Source organism: Hydrogenophaga pseudoflava NBRC 102511 (genome assembly GCF_001592285.1).
GTDB classification, from domain to species: domain Bacteria; phylum Pseudomonadota; class Gammaproteobacteria; order Burkholderiales; family Burkholderiaceae_C; genus Hydrogenophaga; species Hydrogenophaga pseudoflava.
In genome coordinates, this window is sequence record NZ_BCWQ01000002.1 from 232,399 (window position 1) to 257,890 (window position 25,492).

Sequence of the window (25,492 nt, forward strand, 5' to 3'; positions counted from 1 at the left end):
GCGCTCAACGCAGGCGCGCACCCACGCGCTGTTCCAGCGAAACCAGCGCGCCCTTGACCGCCGCCTCAATCTCCTGCTCGGTCAGTGTAGCGTCCTCCCGACTGAGCGTCAGGCGCACTGCCAAGCTCTTCTCGTCCGACGCCAGGCCGCCGCCCTGCCCTTCGGACGTCTTCTTGGGCCGGTACACATCGAACAACACGGCGTCGCGAAGAAGCTCACCTCCTGCGTCACGGATGGCTTCCATTACCGCGGCGTGCGTCACCGCCTCCTTGACCACGATGGCGATATCGCGCTCGACCGGCTGGTGGCGGCTCACGCTCTGGAACACCGGAACCTCGCGCTGCAGCACCGCATCCAGTGCGAGTTCAAACATCACCGGCGCCTGCGTCAGGTCGTAGCCCTGGCGCCACTTCGGATGCAGTTCGCCCACGTGACCGATGCAGCGCTCACCCAGCCAGACGCTGGCGCAGCGACCCGGGTGCATCGCGGAGTGCTCGGCTGGCTTGAAGGAGGCTTGCAATGGCGCCAGCAGCGCCTGCACATCACCCTTGATGTCGAAGAAATCGACGTTGCGCTCGGCGCAACCCCATTGCAGGCTGTCGACCCCGCCATACGCCAGACCTGCCACCCGCATAGGTTGGTCGAACCCGGCGACGGAGGTGTCGCTGTCCTGAACCGACGGGTCCTTGCGGAACACGCGCCCCAGTTCAAACAGGCGCACACGCTGTGCCTTGCGGTCCAAGTTGAACTTGAGCACCGCGATCAGGCTGCCCAGCAGCGACGAGCGCATCACGTTCATCTGGCTGGCGATCGGATTCAGCAGTTTGATCGGATCGGCATTGCCAGCCAGTTCGCGCTCCCACCGCTCTTCGACAAAGCTGAAATTGATGGTTTCCTGATAGCCCAGTTGCGCCAGTTGACGGCGCACAGCAAATGGGCCGCGCCGGCTCTCGACCCGCAGCTTGGCGGTGATGGGCGCCAGCGGCGGATTCGTCGGCAGTTGTTCGTAGCCGATCACACGCGCGACCTCTTCGATCAGGTCTTCTTCGATCTGCAGGTCAAAACGAAAGGCCGGTGGTGCAACGGTGACCGTGCCCTCGCCTTCGGTCACAGCCAAGCCAAGGCGGCGCAGCGCGCCAACGCACTGCTCCTGAGTCACCGGCATGCCGATGACCTTTGCCGTGCGAGCCACGCGCAGCGTGACCGGCCTGCCTTCCGGCAACGCAAGCACTTGATCATCCAGCGGGCCTGCCTGACCTCCACAGATCTCCAGCACCAGCTGCGTGATGCGCTCGACGTGTTCGACCGTGGTCGACGGGTCGACGCCACGCTCAAAGCGGTGGCCCGCATCGGTGCTGAAGTTGTAGCGGCGCGAACGGCCGGCGATCGCCTTGGGCCACCAGAACGCGGCTTCGATGAAGATGCTCTTCGTGTCGTCCGACACAGCGGTCGCGTCGCCCCCCATGATGCCCGCCAGCGACTCGACCTGCAGATCGTCGGCGATCACACCCACGCTGCTGTCGAGCGTGACGGTATTGCCGTTGAGCAGCTTGAGCTGTTCGCCCTCGCGGCCCCAGCGCACCTGCAAACCGCCATGGATCTTGTCGAGGTCGAAGATGTGCGAGGGACGGCCCAACTCGAACATCACGTAGTTGGAAATATCCACCAGTGGCGAAACGCTGCGCTGGCCGCAACGCGCCAGGCGCTCGACCATCCAGGCCGGCGTCTGCGCCTGGGTGTTGACGCCACGCACCACGCGGCCGCTGAAACGGCCGCAGAGATCAGGCGCCTGCACACTCACCGGCAGGCGGTCTTGCACCTGCACGGCGGCTTTCGGAAACTCGGGCTGTACAAGCGGTGTACCGGTCAGGGCCGAGACCTCGCGTGCAATGCCATACACGCTCAGACAGTGCGCCAGGTTGGGCGTGAGCTTGAGCGTGAACAACATGTCGTCCAGTCCCAACTGCTCGCGGATGTTGCGGCCAGCCACAGCGTCGTCAGCCAGTTCCAGCAGGCCGTTGCTCTCCTCAGAAATCTGCAATTCCTTGGCCGAGCACAGCATGCCCTGGCTCTCGACGCCGCGCAGTTTGCCCAGCTTGATGGCGAAGGGTTTGCCGTCTTCGCCTGGCGGCAGCAACGCGCCAACGGTGGCGCACGGGACCTTGATGCCGGCACGCGCGTTGGGAGCGCCACAAACGATGTTCAACGGAGCGCCCTGCCCCACGTCCACCTGGCAAACGCGCAGGCGGTCGGCGTTGGGGTGTTGCTCGGCGCTCAGGATCTGTCCAACCACCACACCGGTGAAGGCGGGCGCAAACGGGCGCAGCTCCTCAACCTCCAAACCAGCCATGGTAAGGGTGTCGGCCAGTTGCTGACTGGTCAGGGGCGGGTTGCAGAAGGCACGCAGCCAGGATTCGGGGAATTGCATGATTTCTTCAGCTCAACAAGACTTCAACGGAACTGCGACAGGAAGCGAATGTCGCCGTCGAAGAACAGGCGCAGGTCGTTCACGCCATACCGCAGCATGGTCAGGCGGTCCGGCCCCATGCCGAAGGCAAAACCGATGTAGCGCTCAGGGTCCAGCCCCATGTTGCGCACCACGTTCGGATGCACCTGACCAGATCCGGCCACCTCCAGCCAGCGCCCGGCCAACGGGCCGCTCTGGAACTGGATGTCGATCTCGGCGCTGGGCTCGGTGAACGGGAAGAAGCTGGGACGGAACCGCAACACCAGATCGTCGCTCTCGAAAAAGGCGCGGCAGAAATCTGTGAAGACGACCTTGAGGTCCTTGAAGCTCACGTTCTCGCCGATCCACAAACCTTCGCACTGGTGGAACATGGGCGAGTGGGTGGCGTCGCTGTCCACGCGGTAAGTGCGTCCCGGCGCGATCACGCGTATTTCGGGCATCGGCTGGCCCGCATCCAGCGCGCCACGGTGGCGCTTGACGTGCTGCACCGCATGGCGGATCTGCATCGGGCTGGTGTGGGTCCGCAGGAGGTTGGGCGCCTTGGCACTGCCACCTTCCACATAGAAGGTGTCATGCATGGAACGCGCCGGATGGTCCTCGGGCGTGTTCAGCGCGGTGAAGTTGAACCAGTCGGACTCGATCTCGGGGCCCTCGGCCACCTCGAAGCCCTGCGAACCGAAAATGGCTTCGATGCGCTCCAGCGTCAGGCTCACCGGATGCAGGCCACCCTGGCCACGCTGCCGACCGGGCAGCGTCACGTCCAGCGCCTCGGCCTTGAGCTGCGCCTGCAACTCGGCATCGGCCAGCGCCTGGCGGCGTTCGGTCAGCGCGGCTTCGATCGACTGCTTGGCCACGTTGATGGCCGCACCACGGGTCTTCTTTTCCTCGACCGGCAGGGAAGCCATGCCCTTCATCAGCTCGGTGATGCGGCCCGACTTGCCCAGGTACTGCGCCTTGGCATTTTCCAGATCGGCGGGGGTGGCTGCCTGCGCGAACGCGGCGCGTGCGCTGTCAACCAGTGCGTCCAACTCGTTCATGTGTATCTCGTCCGGGAAAACAAAAAAGGGGTTGAGAGCAGCGAGGGAATCCCTCAAGCCTCAACCCCTTTGAGCGACATCGTCACCACCGGCCGGAGCAGGCAGGGACAGTCGTGAATCAAGCGGCCAGCTTGGCTTTGACTTGCTCCACGATGCTGTTGAAAGCAGCAACGTCGTTGACGGCCAGATCGGCCAGAACCTTGCGGTCGATCTCGATCTGTGCCTTCTTCAGGCCATTGGCGAACTGGCTGTACGTCAGGCCGCAAGCGCGTGCACCGGCGTTGATACGCGCGATCCACAGCTGACGGAAGACGCGCTTCTTGGTGCGGCGGTCACGGTAGGCGTATTGACCGGCCTTCATCACCGCCTGTTTGGCGATGCGGAAAACGTTACCGCGGCGACCGCGGAAACCCTTGGCAAGGGCGAGAACTTTTTTGTGACGGGCGCGTGCCGTTACACCACGTTTGACGCGAGGCATGTGTTGCTCCTTGTTCGTCGTTGATCAAATGCCCATGCCGGGCAGCATCTGTGCCATGTGACCCATATTGGTCTCATGAACAGTCACCGCACCACGCAGATGGCGCTTGTTCTTGGTGGTCTTCTTGGTCAGGATGTGACGTTTGAAGGCTTGACCGCGCTTGACGGTGCCACCGGGACGAACGCGAAAACGCTTCTTCGCGCTGCTCTTGGTCTTCATTTTGGGCATGTGAATGCTCCTTTTCATTTGTGCTCGTGAGGCGCCGCGAACCTTCCGCGGACTTGCTGGCCCCGAGCCACTTTTGATGGACCACCCATTTGGGTCGTCCTGTTCGGAGAGAGGCTTTCACCCCTCACCTCGAAAGGACCGGCAGACTAGACCGGCCTTTTCAATCCTGACGGCAAAGACTTGCCACTGATTGTCAGGCGGCTGGCTGGACAACAGCCTCCGCCTTGGGTGCACCACCGCCTGCTTTCTTTTTCCCGGGCGCAATCATCATGATCATCTGGCGCCCTTCGAGCTTCGGGAACTGCTCAACCACGATCGCATCGCCCAGTTCATCCCTGATGCGATTCAGCAGAGCGAGACCCAACTCCTGGTGGGTGATCTCACGACCCCGAAACCGCAGCGTGATCTTGCACTTGTCTCCGTCGTCCAGAAAACGGCGAATGTTGCGCATCTTGATGTTGTAGTCGCCGTCGTCGGTCCCGGGACGGAACTTCACTTCCTTAATCTCGATGACAGTCTGCTTGGCCTTTGCCTCGGCAGCTTTTTTCTGCTCCTGGTATTTGAACTTGCCATAGTCCATCAGCCGGCACACCGGCGGGTTCGCTGTCGCCGCGATCTCGACCAGATCTACGTCCAGCTCACCGGCCATGCGCAACGCTTCCTGGAGGCTGACAATGCCCAAAGGCTCGTTGTCTGGCCCGTTGAGGCGGACCTCGGGGGCCATGATTTCCCGGTTCAGGCGGTGTGCACGCTCTTCACGCTGGCGGCGGTCGCGAAAGTTGGTAGCTATGGCTAGTTCCTTGTCGTGGGCAGTTGGTCAGAAAAAAACAAACCCCTCGGGGCCACGCGCAGTGCACAGCAGCCGAGGGGCCTTCCGGAGCGGATGAAATCACACCTTGGAGGAAACGTCTGTCGCCACTAATTGGGAGAAGCTCTCCAGCGACATGACACCGAGGTCTTTGTTGCCTCGTGCCCGCACAGCCACAGCGCCAGCGCCTTTTTCCTTGTCGCCCACGACGAGGATGTAAGGCAGCTTTTGCAACGCATGTTCGCGTATTTTATACGTAATTTTCTCGTTGCGCAGGTCTGTTTCAACCCTAAGCCCTTGTTTTTGCAGCGATTTCGCCACTTCCTGAGCGTAATCCGCCTGCGCATCGGTGATGTTGAGAACAGCCACCTGCACCGGCGCCAGCCAAACAGGGAGCGCACCTGCATGCTGCTCGATCAAGATTCCGATGAAGCGTTCGAGACTGCCCACGATGGCGCGATGCAGCATGATGGGACGATGGCGCGAGCCATCTTCCCCAACGAACTCTGCGCCCAGTCGTTCGGGAAGATTGGGGTCGACCTGGATGGTGCCGCACTGCCATTCGCGGCCCAAAGCATCCTTGAGTGTGTATTCGATCTTGGGCCCGTAGAACGCCCCTTCACCCGGCAGGTACTCGAACGCACACCCCGAAGCTCTCAGCCCTTCGGCCAACGCCGCCTCCGCCTTGTCCCAGCTCTCTTCGGTGCCGATGCGCTTTTCGGGACGAGTCGAAAGCTTGTAGAGGATGTTGGTGAAGCCGAAGTCCTTGTAGACCTGCTGCAGCAAAGTGGTGAACGCCTTGACTTCGGACTGGATCTGGTCCTCGGTACAAAAAATATGGCCGTCATCCTGCGTGAATGCACGCACACGCATGATGCCGTGCAGCCCTCCCGAGGGCTCGTTGCGGTGACACTGGCCAAATTCGCCGTAGCGCAGTGGCAGGTCCCGGTAGCTTTTGATTCCCTGCTTGAAGATGATGATGTGGCCCGGGCAGTTCATCGGCTTGAGCGCGTAGTCGCGCTTTTCCGACTCGGTCACGAACATGTTCTCTCGGTACTTGTCCCAGTGCCCGGTCTTCTCCCAAAGCGCCTTGTCCAGGATCTGAGGCCCCTTAACCTCCTGGTAGTCGTTGTCGCGGTAGACGGCCCGCATGTACTGCTCCACGGCCTGCCAAACGGTCCATCCTTTGGGATGCCAGAACACGGTGCCAGGCGAGTGCTCGTCCAGGTGGAACAGATCCAGCTCGCGACCGAGCTTGCGATGATCCCGCTTCTCAGCCTCTTCCAACATGATCAAGTACTGCTGAAGCTCATCCTTAGAGGCCCAGGCAGTGCCATAGATGCGCTGCAGCATTTCGTTGCGATGGTCACCTCGCCAATACGCCCCAGCGACTTTCATGAGCTTGAAGTGCTTAAGCTTGCCGGTGCTGGGCACATGCGGGCCACGGCAGAGGTCTTCGAAGGCGCCCTCGCGGTACAGCGACACATCCTCGCTGCTCGGAATGCTGGCGATGATCTCGGCCTTGTAGTGCTCACCCAGCCCCTTGAAATACGCCACCGCCTCGTCGCGCGGGAGCACACGGCGCACCACTGTTTCGTCCTTGCTGACCAGTTCGATCATCTTCTTTTCGATGGCCGCAAGGTCTTCGGGCGTGAAGGGCCTCTTGTAGGAAAAGTCGTAGTAGAAACCGTGCTCGATCACGGGACCGATGGTGACCTGTGCGTCGGGAAACAGCTCCTTGACGGCGTAGGCCAGCAGATGGGCGGTGGAGTGTCGGATCATCTCCAGGCCATCGGCGTCCTTGGCAGTGACAATGGCCAGCGAAGCGTCTTCTGCGATCAGGAAACTGGTGTCCACCAACCTGCCGTTGACCTTGCCACCCAGCGCCGCCTTGGCCAGACCGGCGCCGATGGAGGCGGCCACCTCGGCCACGGTCACTGGCCCAGGGAATTGTCGCGAGGAACCGTCAGGAAGTGTGATGTTGGGCATGGCGTGATCAGAGAAACAAAAAAGCGCGGACTTGGCCGCGCTTGAAAAGAGAAGACTGCAAAAAACTGCAGGCGCGAACTGTTGGCCTCAGCTGGCCTGGGCAAAGAGCTCCGGTTTAGTTCGCGGTGTCATAACCAAGCAGTACGAAGTCTAGAGAACAACAAACTTCAATTCTCACACAGTTCTTCGCTGCACTCCTGGCAGATCAGTTGCACTGCGTCTCAAGCCACCCAGGGATCACACAGCTCGTCCCACCCTTGGCAACACAATCCGACATGGCCCGCGAGTCGGCAACCTCCTTGGATGAGCCACTGGCAACACCCCAGACGTTGTTGTTGCCTCTCGCGGCTGATCCACAGGTACCGTTACCGGAGAACTCAAGAATGACCTCGCATCCCATGCCGGTTCCAACCAAGCGTGCGCACTGAACCAACGCATCGCTGTTGGCTTCAGGCTGAGAAGCATAGTTGGTCACGATAGTGCCAACACCGTTGATGGTGTTCACCGCAATCGCACCACGTGCTGTGGCTTCGCCGCCCCCACCACATCCTGCCAAAGTCAAGGACATTGCCAGAACAGACACCCATTTCCATTTGCTCAACACTTGGACTCTCCTGTTTTGTAGTGGCCTGAGCGACCTGCTTTACCCGGCAAATTCTCCCACGGGTAGGGAGGAATATCCCCAAGCAACACACCAATGTAGGAATTTGACGACAGACCACGTACTGGAAATAAGAGAAAACCCCGGGATCGCGGTGCCGCGAGCCGGGGTTGACGTCTCGTACTTGCGAACTGGTCGTCAGAGCGATCAGTGGAACTGCTCTTCTTCAGTCGAGCCGGTCAGGGCCTTCACGGAAGAGGACCCACCCTGGATCACGGTGGTCACGTCGTCGAAATAGCCGGCGCCGACTTCCTGCTGGTGCGACACGAAGGTGTAGCCCTTCTCGCGCGCCTTGAATTCCGGCTCCTGCACCATCTCGGTGTAGTGCTTCATGCCTTCGCCGCGGGCATAGGCGTGGGCGAACTGGAAGGTATTGAACCAGTTGATGTGGATGCCGGCCAGCGTGATGAACTGGTACTTGTAGCCCAGCGCGGACAGATCGTCCTGGAACTTGGCGATCTGCTTGTCGTCCAGGTTCTTCTTCCAGTTGAACGAGGGCGAGCAGTTGTAGGACAGCAGCTTGCCTGGGCAGGCAGCGTGCACGGCCTGGGCAAACTCACGGGCGAAGCCGATGTCCGGCACGCCGGTCTCGCACCACACCAGGTCGGCGTAGGGAGCGTAGGCCACGCCACGGCTGATGGCTTGCTCCAGACCGTTCTTGACGCGGTAGAAACCTTCTTGCGTGCGCTCACCGGTCAGGAAGGGCTTGTCGTTGGCGTCGTGGTCGCTGGTGATCAGGTTGGCGGCTTCGGCATCGGTGCGGGCCAGCACGATGGTGGGCACGCCCATCACGTCGGCGGCGAAGCGGGCGGCGATCAGCTTTTCGATGGCTTCCTGCGTGGGCACCAGCACCTTGCCACCCATGTGGCCGCACTTCTTCACGGCGGCCAGCTGGTCTTCGAAGTGCACGCCAGCAGCACCGGCGGCGATCATGTTCTTCATCAGTTCGAAGGCGTTGAGCACACCGCCGAAACCGGCTTCCGCGTCAGCCACGATCGGCAGGAAATAGTCGATGAACTCAGGGCTGCCCGGCTCGATGCCACGGCTCCACTGGATCTCGTCGGCACGCTTGAAGGTGTTGTTGATGCGGCGGACCATGGTGGGCACCGAGTCGTACGCGTACAGCGACTGGTCGGGGTACATGGTTTCGCTGGTGTTGCCGTCGGCGGCGACCTGCCAGCCCGACAGGTACACGGCCTCCAGACCAGCCTTGGCCTGCTGCATGGCCTGGCCGGCGGTGATCGCGCCGAAGGCGTTGACGTAGCCCTTCTTGGCGCCACCGTTGACCTTCTCCCACAGCTTCTCGGCGCCACGCTGGGCCAGCGTGTACTCGGGCTGCATGGAGCCGCGCAGACGCACCACGTCAGCGGCGGAGTAACCGCGCTTGACCAGCTTCCAGCGGGGGTTGGTGGCCCAGTCTTTTTCCAGGGCTTCGATCTGCTGTTGGCGGCTCAGTTGTTCTTTGAGGGACTGGGGCATTTTGGACTCTCCATGAGGTTGATGAACGGGACGGCTTGTCGCTGCTGCAGACCGGAGCCGATGGGAGAACTTTAAGTCTTATAGAAGACTTTTGGAAGCTCTTATGTCTTATATAAGACAAAAAATAAAACCATTTAAAATCAATAATCTCCAAAACATATTCCGCCATACAAAATCATTTCTCTTGTATTGAGAAATTTTTTTGCAGCGCAGCAGGAGATTTTTCTCATTGCGAAATAACACAACTCCATCTGGAAGACACTGATCACCGTTGACTGGGGCATGATGCTCGCCCTATGTCATCACAGCCAAAGTTACCAACCACACCCGCAAAATTTGGTGCGTATGTCTGCCTCGCGGCCAGCATGGCGCTGGTGGGGAGCTATGTCGCACTCTCCAAACCATTGGTCGCAGCCTTTCCGGTTTTCCTGCTTGCGTGGCTCCGCTTCGGTCTCGGGGGTGCGGCCATGTGGAGATGGCTGCGCAAGCCTGCCGAAGAGCCCCAGCTGTCCGCTCGCACACGAAAGCTGCTGTTTCTTGAGTCCTTTCTGGGTAACTTCCTGTTCTCAATCTGCATGCTGTTTGGCGTGTCGATGACCACGGCGGTGTCCGCTGGTGTGGTGATGTCATCAATTCCCGCGGTGGTAGCCGTCCTCAGCTGGGTGTTTCTCAAAGAGCGCATCGGCAAGCGCACCGCTCTTGGTATTGCGTGTGCTGCGGTCGGCATCGGGCTCTTTTCAATGCAGAAGGCCGGCGGGACCGCGCACGCACAAGCTGTCGGATGGTTTGGTCTCGGTCAGCAGTTCTGGGGCAACTTGCTGGTGTTCGCTGCGGTGCTTTGCGAAGCCTCCTATGTGGTCATTGGCAAGCGGCTCACGGAAGGCCTGGGGCCCAAGCGGATATCCGCCATCATCAACCTCTGGGGTTTTGTGCTGGTCACGCCCTTTGGGCTGTGGGCGGCCAGAGCCTTTGACTTCGCCTCCATCACAGCACCCATGTGGGGCCTGCTGGTCTTTTACGCACTCGCCGCCAGTGTCTGGACGGTCTGGCTCTGGATGACCGGCCTGAAGTCCGTTCCCGCCGCTCGCGCCGGGGTGTTCACAGTGATGCTCCCGATCAGCGCAGCCACCATCGGTGTGCTGTTCATGGGTGAAACCCTCAGCACCGTCCAGATGCTTGCTTTTGGTATCGCCTTGCTGGGCCTGGTTCTGGCAACCCTGCCAGGACGTTCAAGCTGAGAGGCTCACGCGCACCACAGACCGGTGGGATCGGTGATTCCCATCCAGAGCGCCCAACCGGAGGTGGCGGCCAGTGCAATACCTGCCAGCCGGATGCCCCAGCCACCCGAGCCGTCGCCTCGCAAACGCAGCAAAAGCCAGGGACCGATGGTCAATGACAGTGATGTCCCAGCAGAGAACAGCGCCATGATCGTCGCGCCCTCCATCGCGTCGGCCGACAAAGAGGCCACCATCAACGCGGAATACAGCAGCCCGCATGGCATCAGGGCCCACGCGACGCCGAGCACCGCGGGAGCCTTGGCCCCCAGGCGTCCGAACACTGGTCGCGTCCTGCGCCAGACGCCTTGGGCCAGCCCGTCGAGCCATGCTGGCTGGCGAGCCTGCCAGATCAGCACCAAACCAAGCAGCATGGCTGCCACGTGAAACATGGTCCAGACCGGCCGGATCACCGAGGTGTTGGTTCCCAGCCAGGCCAGGCCTTGCACCGAGCCTGCTGCAATCGCCCCGAAGAGGGAGTAGCCAAGCAGTCGTCCGGCCTGGAAGGTCAGCAGAGCCGAAGTGCTCTGGCGCCCGGTCCCGCCACGACTGATGCCCGCACACGCGGCACCACACATGGCGACACAATGGGGACCACCAGCGATCCCCATGAACAGTGCGGTGAGTGCCATGGATGTTTGCATGGCAGAACTCTAGCAGTCGCAGCCCTCGCGCCGGTTCGAAACCACGCGAGTCAGATGATCTTGGAGAAACGCGCCCGGTCCTGGTCGACCTGCAGGTTCTTGTCGAAAACCATGGCAATGGCGCGAACCAGATACCAGCCCGATGGCGTCACCTCCACACCTGAGTCGTCGATGCGAACCAGTCCGTGTTCGGCATAGCCAGCCAGTACCTCCAACTCGCGCGCAAAGTAGCTCTTGCAGTCGATCAAGTGCCCCAGGTTGATCGATTCGAACTGAAGCTGACCCTGACACATCAGCGACATGATCACGGAGCGGCGCAGCAGGTCGTCCCTGGTCAGTGCCAGCCCGCGCACGATCGGCAGCCGGCCCTGGTCCAGCGCGTCGTAGTACTCCTCGATCGTCTTGGCGTTCTGGCTGTAGGTCGCGCCGATGCGGCCGATGGCCGAGACACCCAAAGCGATCAGGTCGCAATCCGGCTGCGTGCTGTAGCCCTGGAAATTCCGGTGCAGGCGCCCTTGACGCTTGGCCACCGCCAGCGCATCCGTGGGCAGCGCAAAGTGATCCATGCCGACATAGACATACCCCGCATCACTCATGGCATCCAGCGAAGCCGACAGCATCGACAGCTTGTCTCCCGCGCTGGGCAGTTCGGCAGCGACGATTCGCCGTTGCGGCTTGAAACGCGCCGGAAGATGCGCGTAGGCATACAGCGCGATGCGGTCGGGGCGCAACTGGTTGACTTGGGCAAGCGTACGGGCAAACGACTCAGGGGTCTGCAGCGGCAGCCCATATATGAGGTCCACGTTGACCGACTCAAACCCGATCTTGCGGGCTGTCTCGACCAGTGCGAACACCTGTTCGGCCGGCTGCACCCGGTGCACCGCTTTCTGAACAGCGGGGTCGAAGTCCTGCACACCGAAGCTCAGGCGGTTGAACCCCAGTCTGGCCAGGGTCTGCAAACGCTGGTCCGTCACGGTGCGGGGGTCAACCTCAATGGAGTACTCGCCTCCTGGAACAAGTGTGAAGTTGCGCCGGATCATTGTCAGCAGATCTTCCAGCTCTGCGTCGGACAGGAAGGTCGGCGTCCCTCCTCCCAGATGCAGCTGGGACACGGCATGCCCCTTGCCGAAATGCTGCACCTGCAACTCCACCTCACGCGACAGATACCGCAGGTACTCCGCCGCCCTTTCGTGGTGCTTGGTGATGACCTTGTTGCAGGCGCAGTAGTAGCAAACAGACTCGCAGAAAGGAATATGCACGTACAACGACAGCGGCAACGCGAGCGAGCCTGCCCGACGCTGTTCCAGCGCCTGGATGTAGTCGCTCTCCGTGAACGCTTCTACAAAGCGGTCCGCGGTGGGGTACGAGGTGTAGCGGGGGCCCGGGATGTCGAATCGCTTGAGCAATTCGTCTGAAATGGCGTGACTCACAAACAATTCTCCAGTTCTCAGCGCGAATGTGCACCAAGGCAGAAATCGCACCCTTGATCAAGATCAAGGGCCGTCCAAGCCCCGGGTTTTCCCCCATGCGTGCAACGAGGATGAGCGCGCCCGCCTTGCTGGCACTTGTGGCCATGCGTTAAGCTTCGGGAGAAATCTGGAAGATTTATGGACATTCACAGTATCAAAGTCGCCTGTTCCAGCTGCAACCTTCGGGAGTTGTGTTTGCCAATGGGCCTCAATCCCGAGGAAATGGGCAAGCTGGACACCGTGATCTCCACGCGCAGGAGGATCAAGCGGGGAGCCGCACTGTTCAACACCGGCGACAAGTTCACTTCGCTCTACGCGGTGCGCTCGGGCTTCTTCAAAACCTGCGTGACCACGGCCGATGGGCGAGACCAGGTCACCGGCTTCCAGATGACCGGAGAAATCATCGGCATGGACGGCATCGTCAGCGACCGCCATTCCTGCGACGCGATTGCGCTTGAGGACGCCGAGGTCTGTGTGATGCCGTTTGACCAGGTCGAGGAACTCTCGCGGGAATTCACCACGCTGCAACACCATGTCCACAAGATCATGAGCCGGGAAATCGTACGCGATCACAGCGTCATGCTGCTGCTGGGCAGCATGCGTGCCGAGGAACGTCTCGCAGCGTTCCTTCTCAATCTCGTCCAGCGTCTGCATGCACGAGGTTTCTCGCAGTCAGAGCTCATCCTTCGGATGACCCGGGAGGAGATTGGAAGTTACCTGGGCATGAAGCTCGAGACCGTGAGCCGGACTTTCTCGAAGTTCGTTGAGGAAGGCACCATCGAAGTCAAACAACGGTACGTGCACATCAAGAACACCGATGCGCTCAAGCAGATCGTGAACCCTCAGAGCTGCCGCTGAGTCTGGGCGTTTGAACGAAAGAAACCCCGCTCGGGTCTGAGGCCTGAGCGGGGTTTCTCTTTGTGTGCAAGCCGAGGGTCAGCCGCACCCGCCATTGCGGGCGCAGTCCCGGGGGCGCTCCGCTTCGGGAACCGGGCAGCGGTTGACTTCGAACGGAGACATGGACAGCAGGGTGGTCAGCGCGCTCGATGCCATGGTGACACCCCAGAACACAAAGAACGCCAGTGTGTAGATGGCTTGGCGAGACAACTCCAGGGGGCTACCGAACCAATGGAGATCACCAGGGTCGACCATGGCGAAAACAACCATCTCAAGCACAGCAGCCACCAGAAAGGCAGGCCAGGCTATCCACATCCAACGCTGAGCATTCATGATGCGTCTCCTTCACTCCTGTGTGGTCACATCCGGTGGTGTGGCGTCCTACTTGGAGGGTGCCGCCGGGACGACGGGAGAGGCGGCGTGATTGCGGGCCTGATGGGCCGGCTGCAACTTGGCCATCGCATCGACCTTGGCCTGCCCTTCCAGCCGCTGAGCCGCCGCAAGATCCCTTTCGTAGTCAGACTTGTTGAGCACAGGGTCCGGATTCTTCACCGCGATGACCACGGTGACCAAGCCGGCAACGATCACCAGCAAAGGACCTCCCACCACCATCCACATGTGTGGGACTTTCCACCAAGGCGTGCTTGGCGCGCGGTCGACTGGACGAGGTATTGCTGACATGACTTGTTCCATAAGGCGTGTAATTTCAGTTTAGCGCGGAACGATGAAGACCGCCTTCTCCACCACCTCGGACGCATCCGCGGCGGTGGACCGGACGGTGAACCGTATCGGGTGCGATCCGGCGGGTGCGGCGTTTGGCGGGATCTGCACCCGCACGGCGGCGGAACGCACTTCCGTGGAAAGCACGTCCACCTCGTTTTCCGACGCGATCATCACGCCCTCCAGCCCCTCGACGCTGATCTGGTAGCGCTGAGGCGACTCGGTCGCGTTCATGATCTGCAGGCGGAACACGTTTTCGATACGCCCCTGCTCCACCATGCGCGCCAGCGCGCCACGGTCGCGAATCACGTCGACCTTGAGCGGCGTGCGCAGGAAGAGGCTGACAAACACAGCCAGGGTGATGACCGCCAGAATGCTGGTGTAGACGAGCACCCTGGGACGGAAGGCGTGACGGACCATCTGCTCACGGGTCCAGCCCTTGGCCATGCCGTTCTGCGTCGAATACTTGACCAGCCCCCGCGGATAGCCCACCTTGTCCATCACCTCATCACAGACATCGATGCAGGCACCACAGCCAATGCATTCGTACTGCAGTCCGTTGCGGATGTCGATGCCCGTCGGACAGACCTGCACGCAGAGCGTGCAGTCGACGCAAGCCCCAAGGCCCAGGGTCTTGGGGTCGGCTTTCTTCGAACGTGCTCCGCGCGGCTCTCCACGCGCCTTGTCGTAGGTCACGATCATCGTGTCCTTGTCGAACATGGCGCTCTGGAAGCGGGCGTAGGGACACATGTACTTGCAGACCTGCTCGCGCATGAAGCCCGCGTTGCCGTAGGTCGCGAAGCCGTAGAAGAAGATCCAGAAGGTCTGCCAAGGCCCCAGTGAAGCGGCCAGGCTCAGACTCGCCAGTTCCCGGATGGGTGTGAAGTAGCCAACGAACGTGAAGCCGGTCCAGAGGGCGAACAGGACCCACAGGGCGTGTTTGAGCGAACGCTTGCCGAACTTGCGGGCGTCCAGGCTCGATTCGTCCAGCCGGATCCGCGCCGACCGGTCCCCCTCCACCTTCTTCTCGATCCACAGAAAGATCTCGGTGTAGACGGTCTGGGGGCAGGCATAGCCGCACCAGAGGCGACCGGCGACCGCAGTGAACAGGAACAGCGCCAGCGCGGAGATGACCAGCAGTCCTGTCAGGTAGATGAAGTCCTGCGGGTAAAGGACCAGACCAAAAATATAGAAGCGGCGCGCTTCGAGATCGAAGAGCACCGCTTGGCGGGCGTTCCACTCCAGCCAGGGCAATCCGTAAAAGATGATCTGGGTGAACCAGACCAGCGCCCAGCGCCACTTTGAGAACAACCCGGACACCGAACGGGGATGGATCTTCTTTCGCGAGGCGTAGAGGGAAACCATCACCTCATCGTCCTCCGGGACACCTTTCGGCGTCTCGGGAACGATGGGAATCACGGGAGGCTTAACGGTGCTTGTGGCGTCTGGCGCTGGAGAACTCACGGATGACCCGGCGGGAGAGAAGTAACTGGCTTCAGTCCATCACTGCTTGGAGGCAGGCTTGTTGGACAAACCCCAGACATAGGAAGCCAGCACGTTGATCTGAGCTTCGTTCAGCAGCGCGGCCTGCGGCGGCATGTGGTTGTTGAAACCATTGTTGACGGCACGAATGATCGCCTCTTCGCCCCAGCCATGCAGCCAGACGCCGTCGGTCAGGTTGGGCGCACCCACCGCTGCCATGCCTTTGCCCTCGGGGCCGTGGCACGCCGCGCAAGCTGCGAACTTGGCCTTGCCCTGCGAAGCACGAACCGAATCGCTCGGACTGCCGGAGAGGCTGAGCACGTAGTGGGCCACGTCCTTGACGTCTTCAGGACCACCCACAGCCGCAGCCATCGGGGGCATGACGCCGGTACGACCCTGTGCAATCGTGGTCTTGATGTAGGCGTGATCGGAACCACCCAGCCAGTCGCCATCGGCAAGGTTGGGGAAGGACTTGGCGCCGCGGGCGTCGGAACCATGGCACTGGGCGCAGTAGTTCATGAACAGGCGCTCGCCAATAGCCATCGCCTGGGCGTCGGCCGCGATCTCCTCCGGCTTCATGCCGTTGTACTTCGCATAGATCGGGGCAATGGCGTCCTCGACCTTTTTCACCTCTGCGGCGTGCTGCCCCTGGGACGACCAGCCCAGGGCACCCTGGAACTTGCCAAACATCGGGTAAAGGGCGCCGTACACGAGGGCAAAGACCACGGTGATGATGAACAGGTACACCCACCATTTGGGAAGGGGGTTGTTCATCTCACGCAGGTCACCGTCCCATACGTGTCCCGTGGTGTTGTCGGCGTGGGTGGCAGCCTTGGTCGTGCCGCTGATGTACAGCAGCACCGCGCAGGCGATGATGCTGACGAGCGTGATACCGGCCACGTAGAGGTGCCAGAAGTCGCTGATGAAGTCACTCATGATGTTTTCTCGTGTTCGTTCCGCAATCGCTCAGTCGTCCTGGAAAGGCAGCTGGGCCGCCTCCTCGAAATCGCGCTGATTGCGTTTGGACCAGGCCCAGACCAGGATGCCGACAAAGGTCAGCAGGCTGATCGTCGTGACGATGCTGCGAAGATCGTTGATGTCCATGGTCTCGCCCCTTATTGGGTCTTGCCGTCGGCCGCCGGTGCTGCAGCCTCAGCCGCAGGAGCAGCGGCTGCAGGCGCGAGCTTGGCGGCACTGCGTGCGGTACCCAGCACCTGCAGGTAGGCGATCACGGCATCCTGCTCGGTCTTGCCCTTGACCTCTTCCACGGACTTGGCGATTTCTTCGTTGCTGTACGGCGCACCCAGGGTGCGCAGGGCCTTCATGCGGGCAGGAATGCCATCGGCGTCGACCGTCTTTTCGGCCAGCCAGGGGTATGCAGGCATGTTGGACTCGGGGACCACGTCGCGTGGGTTGTTCAGGTGGGCACGGTGCCACTCGTCGCTGTAGCGGCCACCGACGCGGTGCAGGTCCGGACCGGTGCGCTTCGAACCCCACTGGAAGGGGTGGTCGTACACGTATTCGCCGGCCACCGAGTAGGGGCCGTAACGCAGCGTCTCGGCCTGGAAGGGACGGATCATCTGCGAATGGCAGTTGTAGCAACCTTCCTTGACGTAGACATCGCGACCGGCCACCTGCAGCGCGGTGTAAGGCTTGAGACCTTCGATCGGCTGGGTGGTGGACTTCTGGAAGAACAGCGGCACGATTTCCACCAGACCGCCGACAGCCACCACGAGGGTGATCAGGACGATCATCAGGAAGTTGCTGGTCTCGATCCGAGCGTGTCCGCTCAGGTGTTCATTGCTGGCCATGTTGTTCTTCTCCTCAGGCGTGGGCAGGGTTGACGGCCATGACCGGGGCGTTGTGGGCCTTGCCCTGCAGCGCAGTCATGATCACGTTCCAGAGCATCACGATCATGCCGGTCAGGTACAGCACACCACCGACCAGGCGGATCACATAGAACGGGAAGGTGGCTTTCACCGACTCGACGAAGGTGTAGGTCAGGCTGCCGTCGGGGTTGACCGAGCGCCACATCAGGCCTTGCATCACACCGGCAATCCACATCGCAGCGATGTACAGCACGATGCCGATGGTGGCGATCCAGAAGTGCAGTTCGATGGCGGGCACCGAGTACATCTTCTTCTGGCCGAACAGGCGCGGGATCAGGTAGTACAGCGAACCCATGGACACCAGACCCACCCAGCCCAGGGCGCCGGAGTGCACGTGGCCCACGGTCCAGTCGGTGTAGTGCGACAGGGCGTTGACGGTCTTGATGGACATCATCGGGCCTTCGAAGGTGGACATGCCGTAGAACGACAGGGACACGATCAGGAAGCGCAGGATGGGGTCGTCACGCAGTTTGTGCCAAGCACCCGAGAGGGTCATGATGCCGTTGATCATGCCGCCCCAGCTGGGGGCCAGCAGGATGAGAGAGAACACCATTCCGACCGACTGGGCCCAGTCGGGCAGCGCGGTGTAGTGCAGGTGGTGGGGCCCCGCCCACATGTAGGTGAAGATCAGGGCCCAGAAGTGAACGATCGACAGGCGGTACGAGTACACCGGACGTTCGGCCTGCTTGGGGATGAAGTAGTACATCATGCCCAGGAAGGCGGCGGTCAGGAAGAAGCCCACGGCGTTGTGGCCGTACCACCATTGCACCATCGCGTCCTGCACGCCGGCGTAGGCCGAGTAGGACTTGAACAGGCTCACCGGCAGGGCCGCGCTGTTGACAATGTGCAGCAGGGCCACGGCGATGATGAAAGCGCCGAAGAACCAGTTGGCCACGTAGATGTGCTTGACCTTGCGGATGCCGACCGTGCCGAAGAACACGATGGCATAGGCCACCCAGGTCACGGCAATCAGCAGGTCAATCGGCCACTCCAGTTCGGCGTATTCCTTGCCGCTGGTGTAGCCCATCGGCAGGGTGATCACCGCCGAGACGATGACGATGTTCCAGCCGATGAAGGTGAACCACGCCAGCTTGTTGAGAAACAACGGTGTGTGGCACGTCCGCTGGACAACGTAGTAGCTCGTGGCGAACAGCACGCAACCGCCAAAGGCGAAGATCACGGCGTTCGTGTGCAGCGGCCGCAGGCGGCCGTAGGTGATCCATTCGATCCCCATGTTGAGCTCGGGCCAGGTCAGCTGGGCCGCGATGATGACGCCCACCAGCATGCCCACCACGCCGTAAATCACGGCTGCAATGGAGAACCAGCGGACGACGCTGTCGTTGTAGACCGCCGGTTGGCCGGTCTTTGTTGTTACGGACATACAGAACTCCTCATTAATGCCACCGGCGAAGTGTCCACATGTAACCCAGTGAACGCCTTGACTTACGTCAATCGCCTCTAAGAATGCGTTCGCCCTCGCGCTCGACGTTGTCGAACTGACCGGCGTGCAGTGCCCACCAGAACACGCCGATGATTGCGAAGACCAGCACGATAGAGACGGGTATCAACAGATACAGGATGTCCATGTCGGCTCCTTGAAATAATCTCAATCTGAAACGCCAAGAGCCGGTTCAGGCGCCGGTCTGCTCACGCGGTGGCGCGGCCAGCCGCAGCGCGTTGAGGATCACCAGCAACGAACTGCCCGCCATCCCCAGACCGGCCAGCCACGGCGGCATCCAGCCGACCAGTGCCAGAGGGACGCACACCAGGTTGTACAGCGCGGCCCATACGAGGTTCTGACGAACGATGCGCATCGTGAACCGGGCCTGCCGCAAGGTCAACACCACGTCCTGGACCTTGCCGCCCTGAAGGATGAAGTCGGATTGCGCCTGCGCCAGCGGCGCCGCATGACCGAGTGCGAACGAGGTGTCGGCCCTGGCGAGCACCGGACCATCGTTGAGACCATCACCCACCATCGCCACCCGCAGCCCCTGCGCCTGCATGGACTCGATCTGCGCCAGCTTCTGTTCGGGCGAGGCACCTGCCACTACGTTCTGCACCCCCACCGTCTGCCCCACCGCCCGGGCGGCCGCTTCCCGGTCGCCCGACAGCAGCCAGGTGCGCAACCCGGACTGGTGCAGGAACGCCACGGCCGGGGCCGCGTCCTCGCGCACCCCTTCGCTCAGGTCAAAACTCGCCACCCACCCCTGCGCGTCCGACAGGTGCACACGGCCAGTAGGCGCGTCCATGCCCTCGCTGGCCAAGCCACAGAAGGCCGCCGACCCCATACGGACCAGGTCGCCGTGCGCGCTCCGGGCAGACAACCCCTGCCCTGCCACCTCGGTCACCTCGTTCAAATCTGCCCGCTCGGTGGACACGCCTGCATCTCGCGCAGATGCGGCGATGGCGCGGGACACCGGGTGCAGCGAGCCTTCCGCCATGGCGGCAGCCAGCGCCAGCACCTGCCGGGGGTCAGCCCCCTCACGGACCCGCTGACCCGTCAGCGCCAGACGGTCGTGGGTGAGCGTTCCGGTCTTGTCGAACACCACCGCCCCCACCTCCGCCAGCGTCTCGAACGCCTGCAGACGGCGCACCAGAATGCCGCGCCGGGCCAGAGCCCCGGCGGAACTCAGCATGGCCGCCGGCGTGGCCAGCGACAAGGCACAGGGACAGGTGACGATCAGCACGGCGACAGCAACGGCCAGCGCCTTCGAGTGGTCGATCTGCCACCAGTATGCAAACGCGAGCGCGGCCGCCGCCAGCACGAGCACGAGGAATGGCGCCGCAATGCGGTCGGCCAGAATGGCCAGGCGCGGCTTCTCGGTGGAGGCCTTTTCCATCAGTGCCACGATCTGTGCAAACCGGGTGTCGCGCCCCAGGCGCAGCACCTCGACCAGCACCGGACCGGCCAGGTTGTAGCTGCCGGCCACCACCCCATCGCCCTGTCGGCGGGTCACAGGATCGGACTCGCCGGTGAGCAGCGCCTCGTCCACGGTCGCGGTGTCGCTGAGCAGCCGCCCGTCTCCCGGGAAAGCCTGGCCCGCCTGCACCCGCACCACATCGCCCACCGACAGACGGCGCACCGACAGCGATTCGAAACGCCCGTCAGCGGTCTGCCGCTCGCAGACCTCCGGCAGGCGGTTCATCAGCGCATCCAGCGCGCCGGCGGTGCGGTCCCGCGCCTTGAGTTCGAGGTAGCGCCCCCCCAGCAGGAAGAACACGAACATGGTCAACGAGTCGAACCAGACCTCACGGCCCCAGGGCCCTGACGGATCGAAGGTGGCCGCCGAACTGGCCAGGAAGGCCACGAGGATGCCGATGGACACCGGTGTGTCCATGCCGACACGACCGAGCTTGAGATCGCGCCACGCGCCCCTGAAGAACGGTCCGCTGGCAAAGGTGACCACCGGCACGCTGAGCACCCAGCTGGCCCAACGCAGCAGCTGGTCGATGTCGGCCGGCATCTCGCCGGGCTCGGCCACGTAGGCCGGCCACGCGTACATCATCACCTGCATGGCGCAGAAGCCGGCCACGAACAGGCGCCAGAGCGCGAGCCGGGTTTCCTTCAGGCGTTCGGAAATCGACAGCGCCTGCTGCAGCGGCAGCAGGCGGTACCCGGCCTGGCCCACGGCGTCGGCCAGCGACGACATGCGGGTGGCACCGGGTTCCCACTGCAGCATCAGGCGGCGCGTCGCGGCATGAACCCGCGCGCTGCGCACGCCGGGCAGGTCCTGCAAGGCGCATTCCACCGTGTCGGCACAGGCGGCGCAGTACATGCCCTGCACCATCAGCACGGATTCGGCCACCGTTTGGCCGTCAATTTCCTTGAATTCAGTGAAGTCGTTCAGCTCGACCGGGTCGTCGAGCACCGAAAAGTCATCGGTGACGGTCAGCGGCCCGCGATGTGGTCCGAAAGGGTCTTCCCCGCGCTGCGACTGGGCAGACGGTTCGTTGCCCAGCAAAAGCCCCACCGGGGGCGCGGTGGCGGCCTCGTTCATGCCGCGAGGGTAGTTCAAGTCGCTTTTCATGCAGTTGATTTAAGTCAACCGCTACCGGGCGGTCAATGCGTAGCCTATATTGTCCTTTCAACCACAACACAACCGGAGATCAGCATGTACAAGCGCATCCTCGTGGCCACCGATGGCTCCAAACTGTCCAACATGGCCGTCGAACACGCCATTGGCCTGGCCGACATCACCGGTGCCGAGGTCGTGGCATTGAAGGTGGTGCCGCGCTACCCGCAGACCTATTTCGAAGGCGGTGTGGCCCTGGCGGCAGCGGAAGTGGCCCGCATCGAGAAGCAGTGGAACGATGAAGCCATGGAGGCGGTCAACGCGGTCAAGGCCGCGGGACAGAAACGGGAGGTCAAGGTCAAGCCGATCACCGTCAAGTCCGACCTGATCGCCGAAGCCATCATCGCCGCAGCCAAGCGCAACAAGGTGGATCTGATCGTGATGGCCTCGCACGGCCGAAAGGGCATCAAGCGGCTGTTGCTGGGCAGCGAGACGCAGCAGGTGCTGACGCATTCTCACATCCCCGTGCTCGTCCTGCGCTGAGCGAGCCCCTCAAGCAAAAGGCCCGCGACTGCGGGCCTTTTTGTTTTGCAGCGCCAGGTTCAGGCGAACGCGCCCTTGTACTGATCGCGCAACAGGTTCTTCTGCACCTTGCCCATGGTATTGCGGGGCAGTTCGGCCACCACCACGCAGCGCTTGGGAATCTTGAAGTTGGCGAGTTTTGCCTTGAGTTCGGCGATCACCCGGTCCGGGTCCACCGTGGCGCCGGGCTTGGCGATGATCACCGCCACGCCCACCTCACCGAAATCCGGGTGTGGCACGCCGATCACCGCGCTCTCGGCCACGCCCGGCATGTCGTTGATGTAGCCCTCGATCTCGGCCGGGTAGACGTTGTAGCCGCCGGAGATGATCAGGTCCTTGCTGCGGCCGACGATGGTGACGTAGCCTCGTTCGTCCACCTTGCCGACATCACCGGTCCTGAAAAAGCCATCGGCGGTGAACTCCTCTGCGGTCTTTTCGGGCATGCGCCAGTAGCCCTTGAACACGTTCGGGCCTTTCACCTGGATGCCGCCGATCTCGCCCGGCGCCACCAGCTTGCCGTCGTCCTCCATCACCCGCAGCGTCACACCCGGCAGGGGGAAGCCCACGGTGCCGCCGCGGCGCTCGGTGGCGCCGCCGTGGCGCGCGTCCGGGCCGCAGGGGTTGGAGGTCAGCATCACCGTCTCGCTCATGCCGTAGCGTTCCAGGATGGTGTGACCCGTGCGCTGCTGCCATTCGGTGAAGGTCTCGATCAGCAGCGGCGCCGAGCCGGAGATGAACAGGCGCATGTGCGCGGCCTGCGCCTTCGTCAGCGACGGCTCCGCCAGCATGCGCACGTACAGCGTAGGCACGCCCATGAAGACGGTGGCTTCCGGGAATTTGGCAATCGCCAGCTTCGGATCGAACTTCGACAGCCAGATCATCTTGCTGCCATTGATGAGCGCGCCGTGGATGGCCACGAACAGGCCGTGCACGTGGAAGATGGGCAGCGCGTGGATCAGCACGTCGTCCGGCTGCCACTGCCAGTACTCGCGCAGCATCAGCGCGTTGCTGCGCATGTTGCCGTGTGTGAGCATCGCACCCTTGCTGCGGCCGGTGGTGCCACTGGTGTAGAGGATGGCGGCCAGGTCGTCGTCGTGCCGCACGGCGGGCGTGTGGCGGTCGCTGTGGTGGGCGGCGCGCTCCAGCAGGCTGCCTGTGCGGTCGTCGCCCAGTGTGAAGACGTATTGGGTGCCGGCGGTGAATGCGATCTTGCTCACCCAGCCGTGGTTCCTCGGGCTGCAGACAACCACGGCAGGCTCGGCGTTGCCGATGAAGTACTCGATCTCGGCACTCTGGTAGGCCGTGTTCAGCGGCAGGAACACATGGCCCGCACGCAGCGTGGCCAGATACAGCACCATGGCCTCGACCGACTTTTCCACCTGCACGGCGATGCGCGAAGCCGGAGGAAGGTCCAGCGAGTCCAGCAGGTTGGCCATCATGGCCGTGGCGCGGTCCAGATCGCGCCAGGAATAGGACAGACCGTTGTCGGTCTCCACCGCCGCGCGGTCGAGGTCGGCGGGGAAGGCGTCGCGCAGTGCGACGAACAGGTTCTGGTTGCTCATGGTGTGGCGTGGGAGGTTCAGAAGTTCGGCGGCCGCTTGGCCAGAAAGGCGGCAATACCCTCGCGGTGTTCGGCGCTGTCGGCGTAGTCGTAGGCGGTGGGTACCAGGGCTTCGGCGCCCTGCCCGCCCGCCAGCGCGCGCAAGGTCTGCTTGTTCAGGCGCGCGGCCTGCGGCGCCAGGCGGGCGATGCGCAGGGCGCGTTGCTGGGCCTCGGCGGGCACATCTGCGTCGTGCAGCACGGTGTGCAGGAAGCCGCGCGCGAGCAGGGTCGGCGCGTCCAGCACCGCGGCCTCCAGCAGCATCTGCCGCGCAGTGGCCAGACCCACTTCGCGCGCCACCAGCGCGGCCTCGCGCGGCGCCATCGGGAAGCCCAGCTTGGCAATCGGGGCACCGAAGCGGGCACCATGCCCTGCCACGCGGATGTCGCAGCAGCTGGCGATCTCCACGCCAGCCCCCATGCAGTTGCCCTCGATCTGTGCGATCACGGGCAGGTCGCAGTCCACCACGGCCGAGAGGCCGCCCCAGACGTCGTTCTCGTGGAAATCGCGCAAGCCGTCGGGGTGAAAGCGGAAGTCGGTGTACTCGGCGATGTCACCGCCCGCACAGAAGTGCCCGCCCTCACCCGCCACCACCACCGCACGCAGCTCGCTGCGCTGCTGCAGCCCGGTGAACACCTGCCGCAGCTCGCGCCACATCGCGCGCGACATGGCGTTGAACTTGGACGGGTTGCTCAGGGTGACGCGGGCGATGGCGTCTTCAAGGTGCAGGCGGATGTGACCGGACATGGGCGGGACTGTGGCGACAGATCAGTCGAGTTTCGCGCCCGAGGCCTTGACCACCTGCGCCCACTTCTTCAGTTCGGCCTTGACGAAGCCATCGAACTGGGCGCCGCTGAGGTTCGGGAACTCGGCGCCCTGGGCCGCCCAGACCGTCTTGGCCTCGTCGGCCTGTGCAGCCTTGCGGATCTCTTCGATGGCCCGCGCCTGCGCGTCGGCCGGCGTGCCCTTGGGTGCCCAGATGCCGTACCAGGTGGTCACGGTGTACTCGGGCAGGCCCAGCTCGGCGGCGCAGGGCACGTCGGGGAACGCGGCGTTGCGTTTGGTGCCCGACACCATCAGCGCCTTGATGCGGCCACCCTTGATGTGACCGGCCGATGAGCCCAGGCCGTCGAACATCATGTCGACGTTGCCGGCAATCAGGTCGTTGAGCGCAGGGCCCGCGCCGCGATACGGGATGTGGGTGATGAAAGTCTTGCTCTGCTGCTTGAACAGCTCGCCGGCCAGGTGGTGCGAGGTGCCGCTGCCGGCCGAGCCGTAGTTGAGCTTGCCGGGGTTGGCCTTGATCTCGGCCAGGAAGGCCTTGAAGTCCATGCCGCCATGCTTCTTGGCATTGACCACCAGCACCTGCGGCACGCTGGCCACCAGGATCAGCGGCACCAAGTCTTTTTCAAGGTCGTAGTCCAGCTTCGGGTACATGAACGGAGCGATGGTGTGGTGCACCGCCCCCATGAACAGGGTGTAGCCGTCGGGCGCCGCCTTGGCCGCGATGCCGGCGCCCAGCGTGCCGCCAGCGCCGCCGCGGTTGTCGATCACCAGGGACTTGCCCGAGAGCTTGGTGAACTGGGCCGCCATCGGGCGCGCGAAGGCGTCGGTGCCGCCGCCGGCCGGGAACGGCACGATCATCGTGACCGGCTTGGTCGGCCAGCTGCCCTGGGCATGGCCCACGGTGCCGTACACCGCGGCGCCTGCCGCGACCGCGCGCAGCACATCGCGCCGCTTGAATCCTGTTGCTTGCATCGGTTTGTCTCCGTTGT

At 62.7% G+C, this 25,492-nt stretch carries 25 protein-coding genes; 3 read left to right on the forward strand and 22 right to left on the reverse strand.

Annotation, left to right across the window (positions count from 1 at the left end; genetic code table 11):
* Nucleotides 1–4 precede the first annotated feature (4 nt).
* The 8 genes from pheT to aceA all read right to left on the reverse strand — a co-directional run bounded on the left by pheT (nt 5) and on the right by aceA (nt 9,147).
* A complete protein-coding gene (gene pheT, locus HPS01S_RS03975) occupies nt 5–2,428 on the reverse strand; it encodes a phenylalanine--tRNA ligase subunit beta (protein WP_066151471.1) in 2,424 nt (807 codons plus the stop codon).
* Nucleotides 2,429–2,451: 23 nt separating this feature from the next.
* The gene (gene pheS / locus HPS01S_RS03980; RefSeq protein WP_066151475.1) at nt 2,452–3,504 is read right to left on the reverse strand and encodes a phenylalanine--tRNA ligase subunit alpha; all 1,053 of its coding nucleotides are present in this window, start codon (nt 3,502–3,504) and stop codon (nt 2,452–2,454) included.
* A gap of 118 nt (nt 3,505–3,622) precedes the next feature.
* Nucleotides 3,623–3,982, reverse strand: coding sequence for a 50S ribosomal protein L20 (gene rplT, locus HPS01S_RS03985; RefSeq protein WP_066151478.1), 360 nt, complete (start codon nt 3,980–3,982; stop codon nt 3,623–3,625).
* Between the two features lie 24 nt (nt 3,983–4,006).
* The gene (gene rpmI / locus HPS01S_RS03990; protein WP_066151481.1) at nt 4,007–4,210 is read right to left on the reverse strand and encodes a 50S ribosomal protein L35; all 204 of its coding nucleotides are present in this window, start codon (nt 4,208–4,210) and stop codon (nt 4,007–4,009) included.
* 193 nt (nt 4,211–4,403) lie between these two features.
* Nucleotides 4,404–5,000: a translation initiation factor IF-3 gene (infC, locus tag HPS01S_RS03995; RefSeq protein WP_079365662.1), complete on the reverse strand. Its 597-nt coding sequence runs from the start codon at nt 4,998–5,000 to the stop codon at nt 4,404–4,406.
* 99 nt (nt 5,001–5,099) lie between these two features.
* Nucleotides 5,100–7,007, reverse strand: coding sequence for a threonine--tRNA ligase (gene thrS / locus HPS01S_RS04000; RefSeq protein ID WP_066151488.1), 1,908 nt, complete (start codon nt 7,005–7,007; stop codon nt 5,100–5,102).
* A 205-nt stretch (nt 7,008–7,212) separates the two neighbouring features.
* The gene (locus tag HPS01S_RS21430) at nt 7,213–7,608 is read right to left on the reverse strand and encodes a DUF4189 domain-containing protein (RefSeq protein WP_143434252.1); all 396 of its coding nucleotides are present in this window, start codon (nt 7,606–7,608) and stop codon (nt 7,213–7,215) included.
* Nucleotides 7,609–7,815: 207 nt separating this feature from the next.
* On the reverse strand, nt 7,816–9,147 hold the full coding sequence (gene aceA / locus HPS01S_RS04005; RefSeq protein WP_066151490.1) for an isocitrate lyase: 1,332 nt from the start codon (nt 9,145–9,147) through the stop codon (nt 7,816–7,818).
* A gap of 296 nt (nt 9,148–9,443) precedes the next feature.
* Between aceA and HPS01S_RS04010 the strand changes: the two genes are divergently transcribed.
* A complete protein-coding gene (locus HPS01S_RS04010; RefSeq protein WP_066151492.1) occupies nt 9,444–10,385 on the forward strand; it encodes a DMT family transporter in 942 nt (313 codons plus the stop codon).
* 5 nt (nt 10,386–10,390) lie between these two features.
* Here HPS01S_RS04010 and HPS01S_RS04015 read toward each other — a convergent pair whose 3' ends face one another.
* Together HPS01S_RS04015 and hemN are read right to left on the reverse strand one after the other, a co-directional pair.
* On the reverse strand, nt 10,391–11,065 hold the full coding sequence (locus HPS01S_RS04015; RefSeq protein ID WP_066151494.1) for a sulfite exporter TauE/SafE family protein: 675 nt from the start codon (nt 11,063–11,065) through the stop codon (nt 10,391–10,393).
* Between the two features lie 50 nt (nt 11,066–11,115).
* The gene (hemN, locus tag HPS01S_RS04020) at nt 11,116–12,495 is read right to left on the reverse strand and encodes an oxygen-independent coproporphyrinogen III oxidase (protein WP_066151499.1); all 1,380 of its coding nucleotides are present in this window, start codon (nt 12,493–12,495) and stop codon (nt 11,116–11,118) included.
* Between the two features lie 177 nt (nt 12,496–12,672).
* Here hemN and fnr point away from each other — a divergent pair, with 177 nt between their 5' ends.
* The gene (gene fnr, locus HPS01S_RS04025) at nt 12,673–13,392 is read left to right on the forward strand and encodes a fumarate/nitrate reduction transcriptional regulator Fnr (protein WP_066151501.1); all 720 of its coding nucleotides are present in this window, start codon (nt 12,673–12,675) and stop codon (nt 13,390–13,392) included.
* 78 nt (nt 13,393–13,470) lie between these two features.
* Here fnr and HPS01S_RS04030 read toward each other — a convergent pair whose 3' ends face one another.
* From HPS01S_RS04030 to HPS01S_RS04070, 9 genes are all read right to left on the reverse strand, one after another.
* Entirely contained in the window at nt 13,471–13,764 is a 294-nt protein-coding gene (locus HPS01S_RS04030) for a hypothetical protein (protein WP_066151503.1), read from the reverse strand.
* A gap of 48 nt (nt 13,765–13,812) precedes the next feature.
* Nucleotides 13,813–14,049, reverse strand: coding sequence for a FixH family protein (locus HPS01S_RS04035; protein WP_066151505.1), 237 nt, complete (start codon nt 14,047–14,049; stop codon nt 13,813–13,815).
* Nucleotides 14,050–14,142: 93 nt separating this feature from the next.
* On the reverse strand, nt 14,143–15,516 hold the full coding sequence (gene ccoG, locus HPS01S_RS04040) for a cytochrome c oxidase accessory protein CcoG (protein WP_084397019.1): 1,374 nt from the start codon (nt 15,514–15,516) through the stop codon (nt 14,143–14,145).
* Between the two features lie 138 nt (nt 15,517–15,654).
* Nucleotides 15,655–16,569 carry a cytochrome-c oxidase, cbb3-type subunit III gene (gene ccoP, locus HPS01S_RS04045; protein ID WP_066151509.1) on the reverse strand — a complete coding sequence of 305 codons (915 nt, stop codon included), beginning with the start codon at nt 16,567–16,569 and terminating at the stop codon, nt 15,655–15,657.
* A gap of 30 nt (nt 16,570–16,599) precedes the next feature.
* On the reverse strand, nt 16,600–16,737 hold the full coding sequence (locus HPS01S_RS04050; protein WP_066151511.1) for a cbb3-type cytochrome oxidase subunit 3: 138 nt from the start codon (nt 16,735–16,737) through the stop codon (nt 16,600–16,602).
* A gap of 11 nt (nt 16,738–16,748) precedes the next feature.
* On the reverse strand, nt 16,749–17,444 hold the full coding sequence (ccoO, locus tag HPS01S_RS04055; protein WP_084397021.1) for a cytochrome-c oxidase, cbb3-type subunit II: 696 nt from the start codon (nt 17,442–17,444) through the stop codon (nt 16,749–16,751).
* 13 nt (nt 17,445–17,457) lie between these two features.
* Nucleotides 17,458–18,903 carry a cytochrome-c oxidase, cbb3-type subunit I gene (ccoN, locus tag HPS01S_RS04060; RefSeq protein ID WP_066151514.1) on the reverse strand — a complete coding sequence of 482 codons (1,446 nt, stop codon included), beginning with the start codon at nt 18,901–18,903 and terminating at the stop codon, nt 17,458–17,460.
* 67 nt (nt 18,904–18,970) lie between these two features.
* On the reverse strand, nt 18,971–19,108 hold the full coding sequence (gene ccoS / locus HPS01S_RS04065; RefSeq protein WP_066151515.1) for a cbb3-type cytochrome oxidase assembly protein CcoS: 138 nt from the start codon (nt 19,106–19,108) through the stop codon (nt 18,971–18,973).
* A 45-nt stretch (nt 19,109–19,153) separates the two neighbouring features.
* Nucleotides 19,154–21,538: a heavy metal translocating P-type ATPase gene (locus HPS01S_RS04070; protein WP_255284145.1), complete on the reverse strand. Its 2,385-nt coding sequence runs from the start codon at nt 21,536–21,538 to the stop codon at nt 19,154–19,156.
* A gap of 96 nt (nt 21,539–21,634) precedes the next feature.
* On the opposite strand from HPS01S_RS04070, the gene HPS01S_RS04075 reads away from it, so the two are divergent.
* Nucleotides 21,635–22,078, forward strand: a complete 444-nt coding sequence (locus tag HPS01S_RS04075; RefSeq protein WP_066151517.1) for a universal stress protein — start codon at nt 21,635–21,637, stop codon at nt 22,076–22,078.
* A gap of 59 nt (nt 22,079–22,137) precedes the next feature.
* On the opposite strand, the gene HPS01S_RS04080 is transcribed toward HPS01S_RS04075, so the two are convergent.
* The 3 genes from HPS01S_RS04080 to HPS01S_RS04090 are packed head-to-tail and all read right to left on the reverse strand — an operon-like array spanning nt 22,138 to nt 25,475.
* Nucleotides 22,138–23,679 (reverse strand): malonate--CoA ligase, encoded by a 1,542-nt coding sequence (locus HPS01S_RS04080; protein ID WP_066151519.1) that lies wholly within the window; start codon nt 23,677–23,679, stop codon nt 22,138–22,140.
* 17 nt (nt 23,680–23,696) lie between these two features.
* Nucleotides 23,697–24,464, reverse strand: coding sequence for an enoyl-CoA hydratase/isomerase family protein (locus HPS01S_RS04085; RefSeq protein ID WP_066151521.1), 768 nt, complete (start codon nt 24,462–24,464; stop codon nt 23,697–23,699).
* 21 nt (nt 24,465–24,485) lie between these two features.
* Complete coding sequence (locus HPS01S_RS04090; RefSeq protein ID WP_066151523.1) at nt 24,486–25,475, reverse strand: Bug family tripartite tricarboxylate transporter substrate binding protein; 990 nt, start codon at nt 25,473–25,475, stop codon at nt 24,486–24,488.
* Between the last annotated feature and the right edge of the window lie 17 nt (nt 25,476–25,492).

Coding starts and splice junctions, on each gene's coding strand:
- ccoN (WP_066151514.1), bottom strand. CDS start 18,903: ATGTCCGTAACAACAAAGACCGGCCAACCGGCGGTCTACAACGACAGC.
- ccoG (WP_084397019.1), bottom strand. CDS start 15,516: ATGGTTTCCCTCTACGCCTCGCGAAAGAAGATCCATCCCCGTTCGGTG.
- pheS (WP_066151475.1), bottom strand. CDS start 3,504: ATGAACGAGTTGGACGCACTGGTTGACAGCGCACGCGCCGCGTTCGCG.
- ccoP (WP_066151509.1), bottom strand. CDS start 16,569: ATGAGTGACTTCATCAGCGACTTCTGGCACCTCTACGTGGCCGGTATC.
- HPS01S_RS04090 (WP_066151523.1), bottom strand. CDS start 25,475: ATGCAAGCAACAGGATTCAAGCGGCGCGATGTGCTGCGCGCGGTCGCG.
- HPS01S_RS04075 (WP_066151517.1), top strand. CDS start 21,635: ATGTACAAGCGCATCCTCGTGGCCACCGATGGCTCCAAACTGTCCAAC.
- HPS01S_RS04010 (WP_066151492.1), top strand. CDS start 9,444: ATGTCATCACAGCCAAAGTTACCAACCACACCCGCAAAATTTGGTGCG.
- rplT (WP_066151478.1), bottom strand. CDS start 3,982: ATGCCTCGCGTCAAACGTGGTGTAACGGCACGCGCCCGTCACAAAAAA.
- pheT (WP_066151471.1), bottom strand. CDS start 2,428: ATGCAATTCCCCGAATCCTGGCTGCGTGCCTTCTGCAACCCGCCCCTG.
- ccoS (WP_066151515.1), bottom strand. CDS start 19,108: ATGGACATCCTGTATCTGTTGATACCCGTCTCTATCGTGCTGGTCTTC.
- HPS01S_RS04085 (WP_066151521.1), bottom strand. CDS start 24,464: ATGTCCGGTCACATCCGCCTGCACCTTGAAGACGCCATCGCCCGCGTC.
- HPS01S_RS04050 (WP_066151511.1), bottom strand. CDS start 16,737: ATGGACATCAACGATCTTCGCAGCATCGTCACGACGATCAGCCTGCTG.
- aceA (WP_066151490.1), bottom strand. CDS start 9,147: ATGCCCCAGTCCCTCAAAGAACAACTGAGCCGCCAACAGCAGATCGAA.
- rpmI (WP_066151481.1), bottom strand. CDS start 4,210: ATGCCCAAAATGAAGACCAAGAGCAGCGCGAAGAAGCGTTTTCGCGTT.
- HPS01S_RS04080 (WP_066151519.1), bottom strand. CDS start 23,679: ATGAGCAACCAGAACCTGTTCGTCGCACTGCGCGACGCCTTCCCCGCC.
- thrS (WP_066151488.1), bottom strand. CDS start 7,007: ATGCCCAACATCACACTTCCTGACGGTTCCTCGCGACAATTCCCTGGG.
- fnr (WP_066151501.1), top strand. CDS start 12,673: ATGGACATTCACAGTATCAAAGTCGCCTGTTCCAGCTGCAACCTTCGG.
- HPS01S_RS04030 (WP_066151503.1), bottom strand. CDS start 13,764: ATGAATGCTCAGCGTTGGATGTGGATAGCCTGGCCTGCCTTTCTGGTG.
- ccoO (WP_084397021.1), bottom strand. CDS start 17,444: ATGGCCAGCAATGAACACCTGAGCGGACACGCTCGGATCGAGACCAGC.
- HPS01S_RS04035 (WP_066151505.1), bottom strand. CDS start 14,049: ATGTGGATGGTGGTGGGAGGTCCTTTGCTGGTGATCGTTGCCGGCTTG.
- HPS01S_RS04015 (WP_066151494.1), bottom strand. CDS start 11,065: ATGCAAACATCCATGGCACTCACCGCACTGTTCATGGGGATCGCTGGT.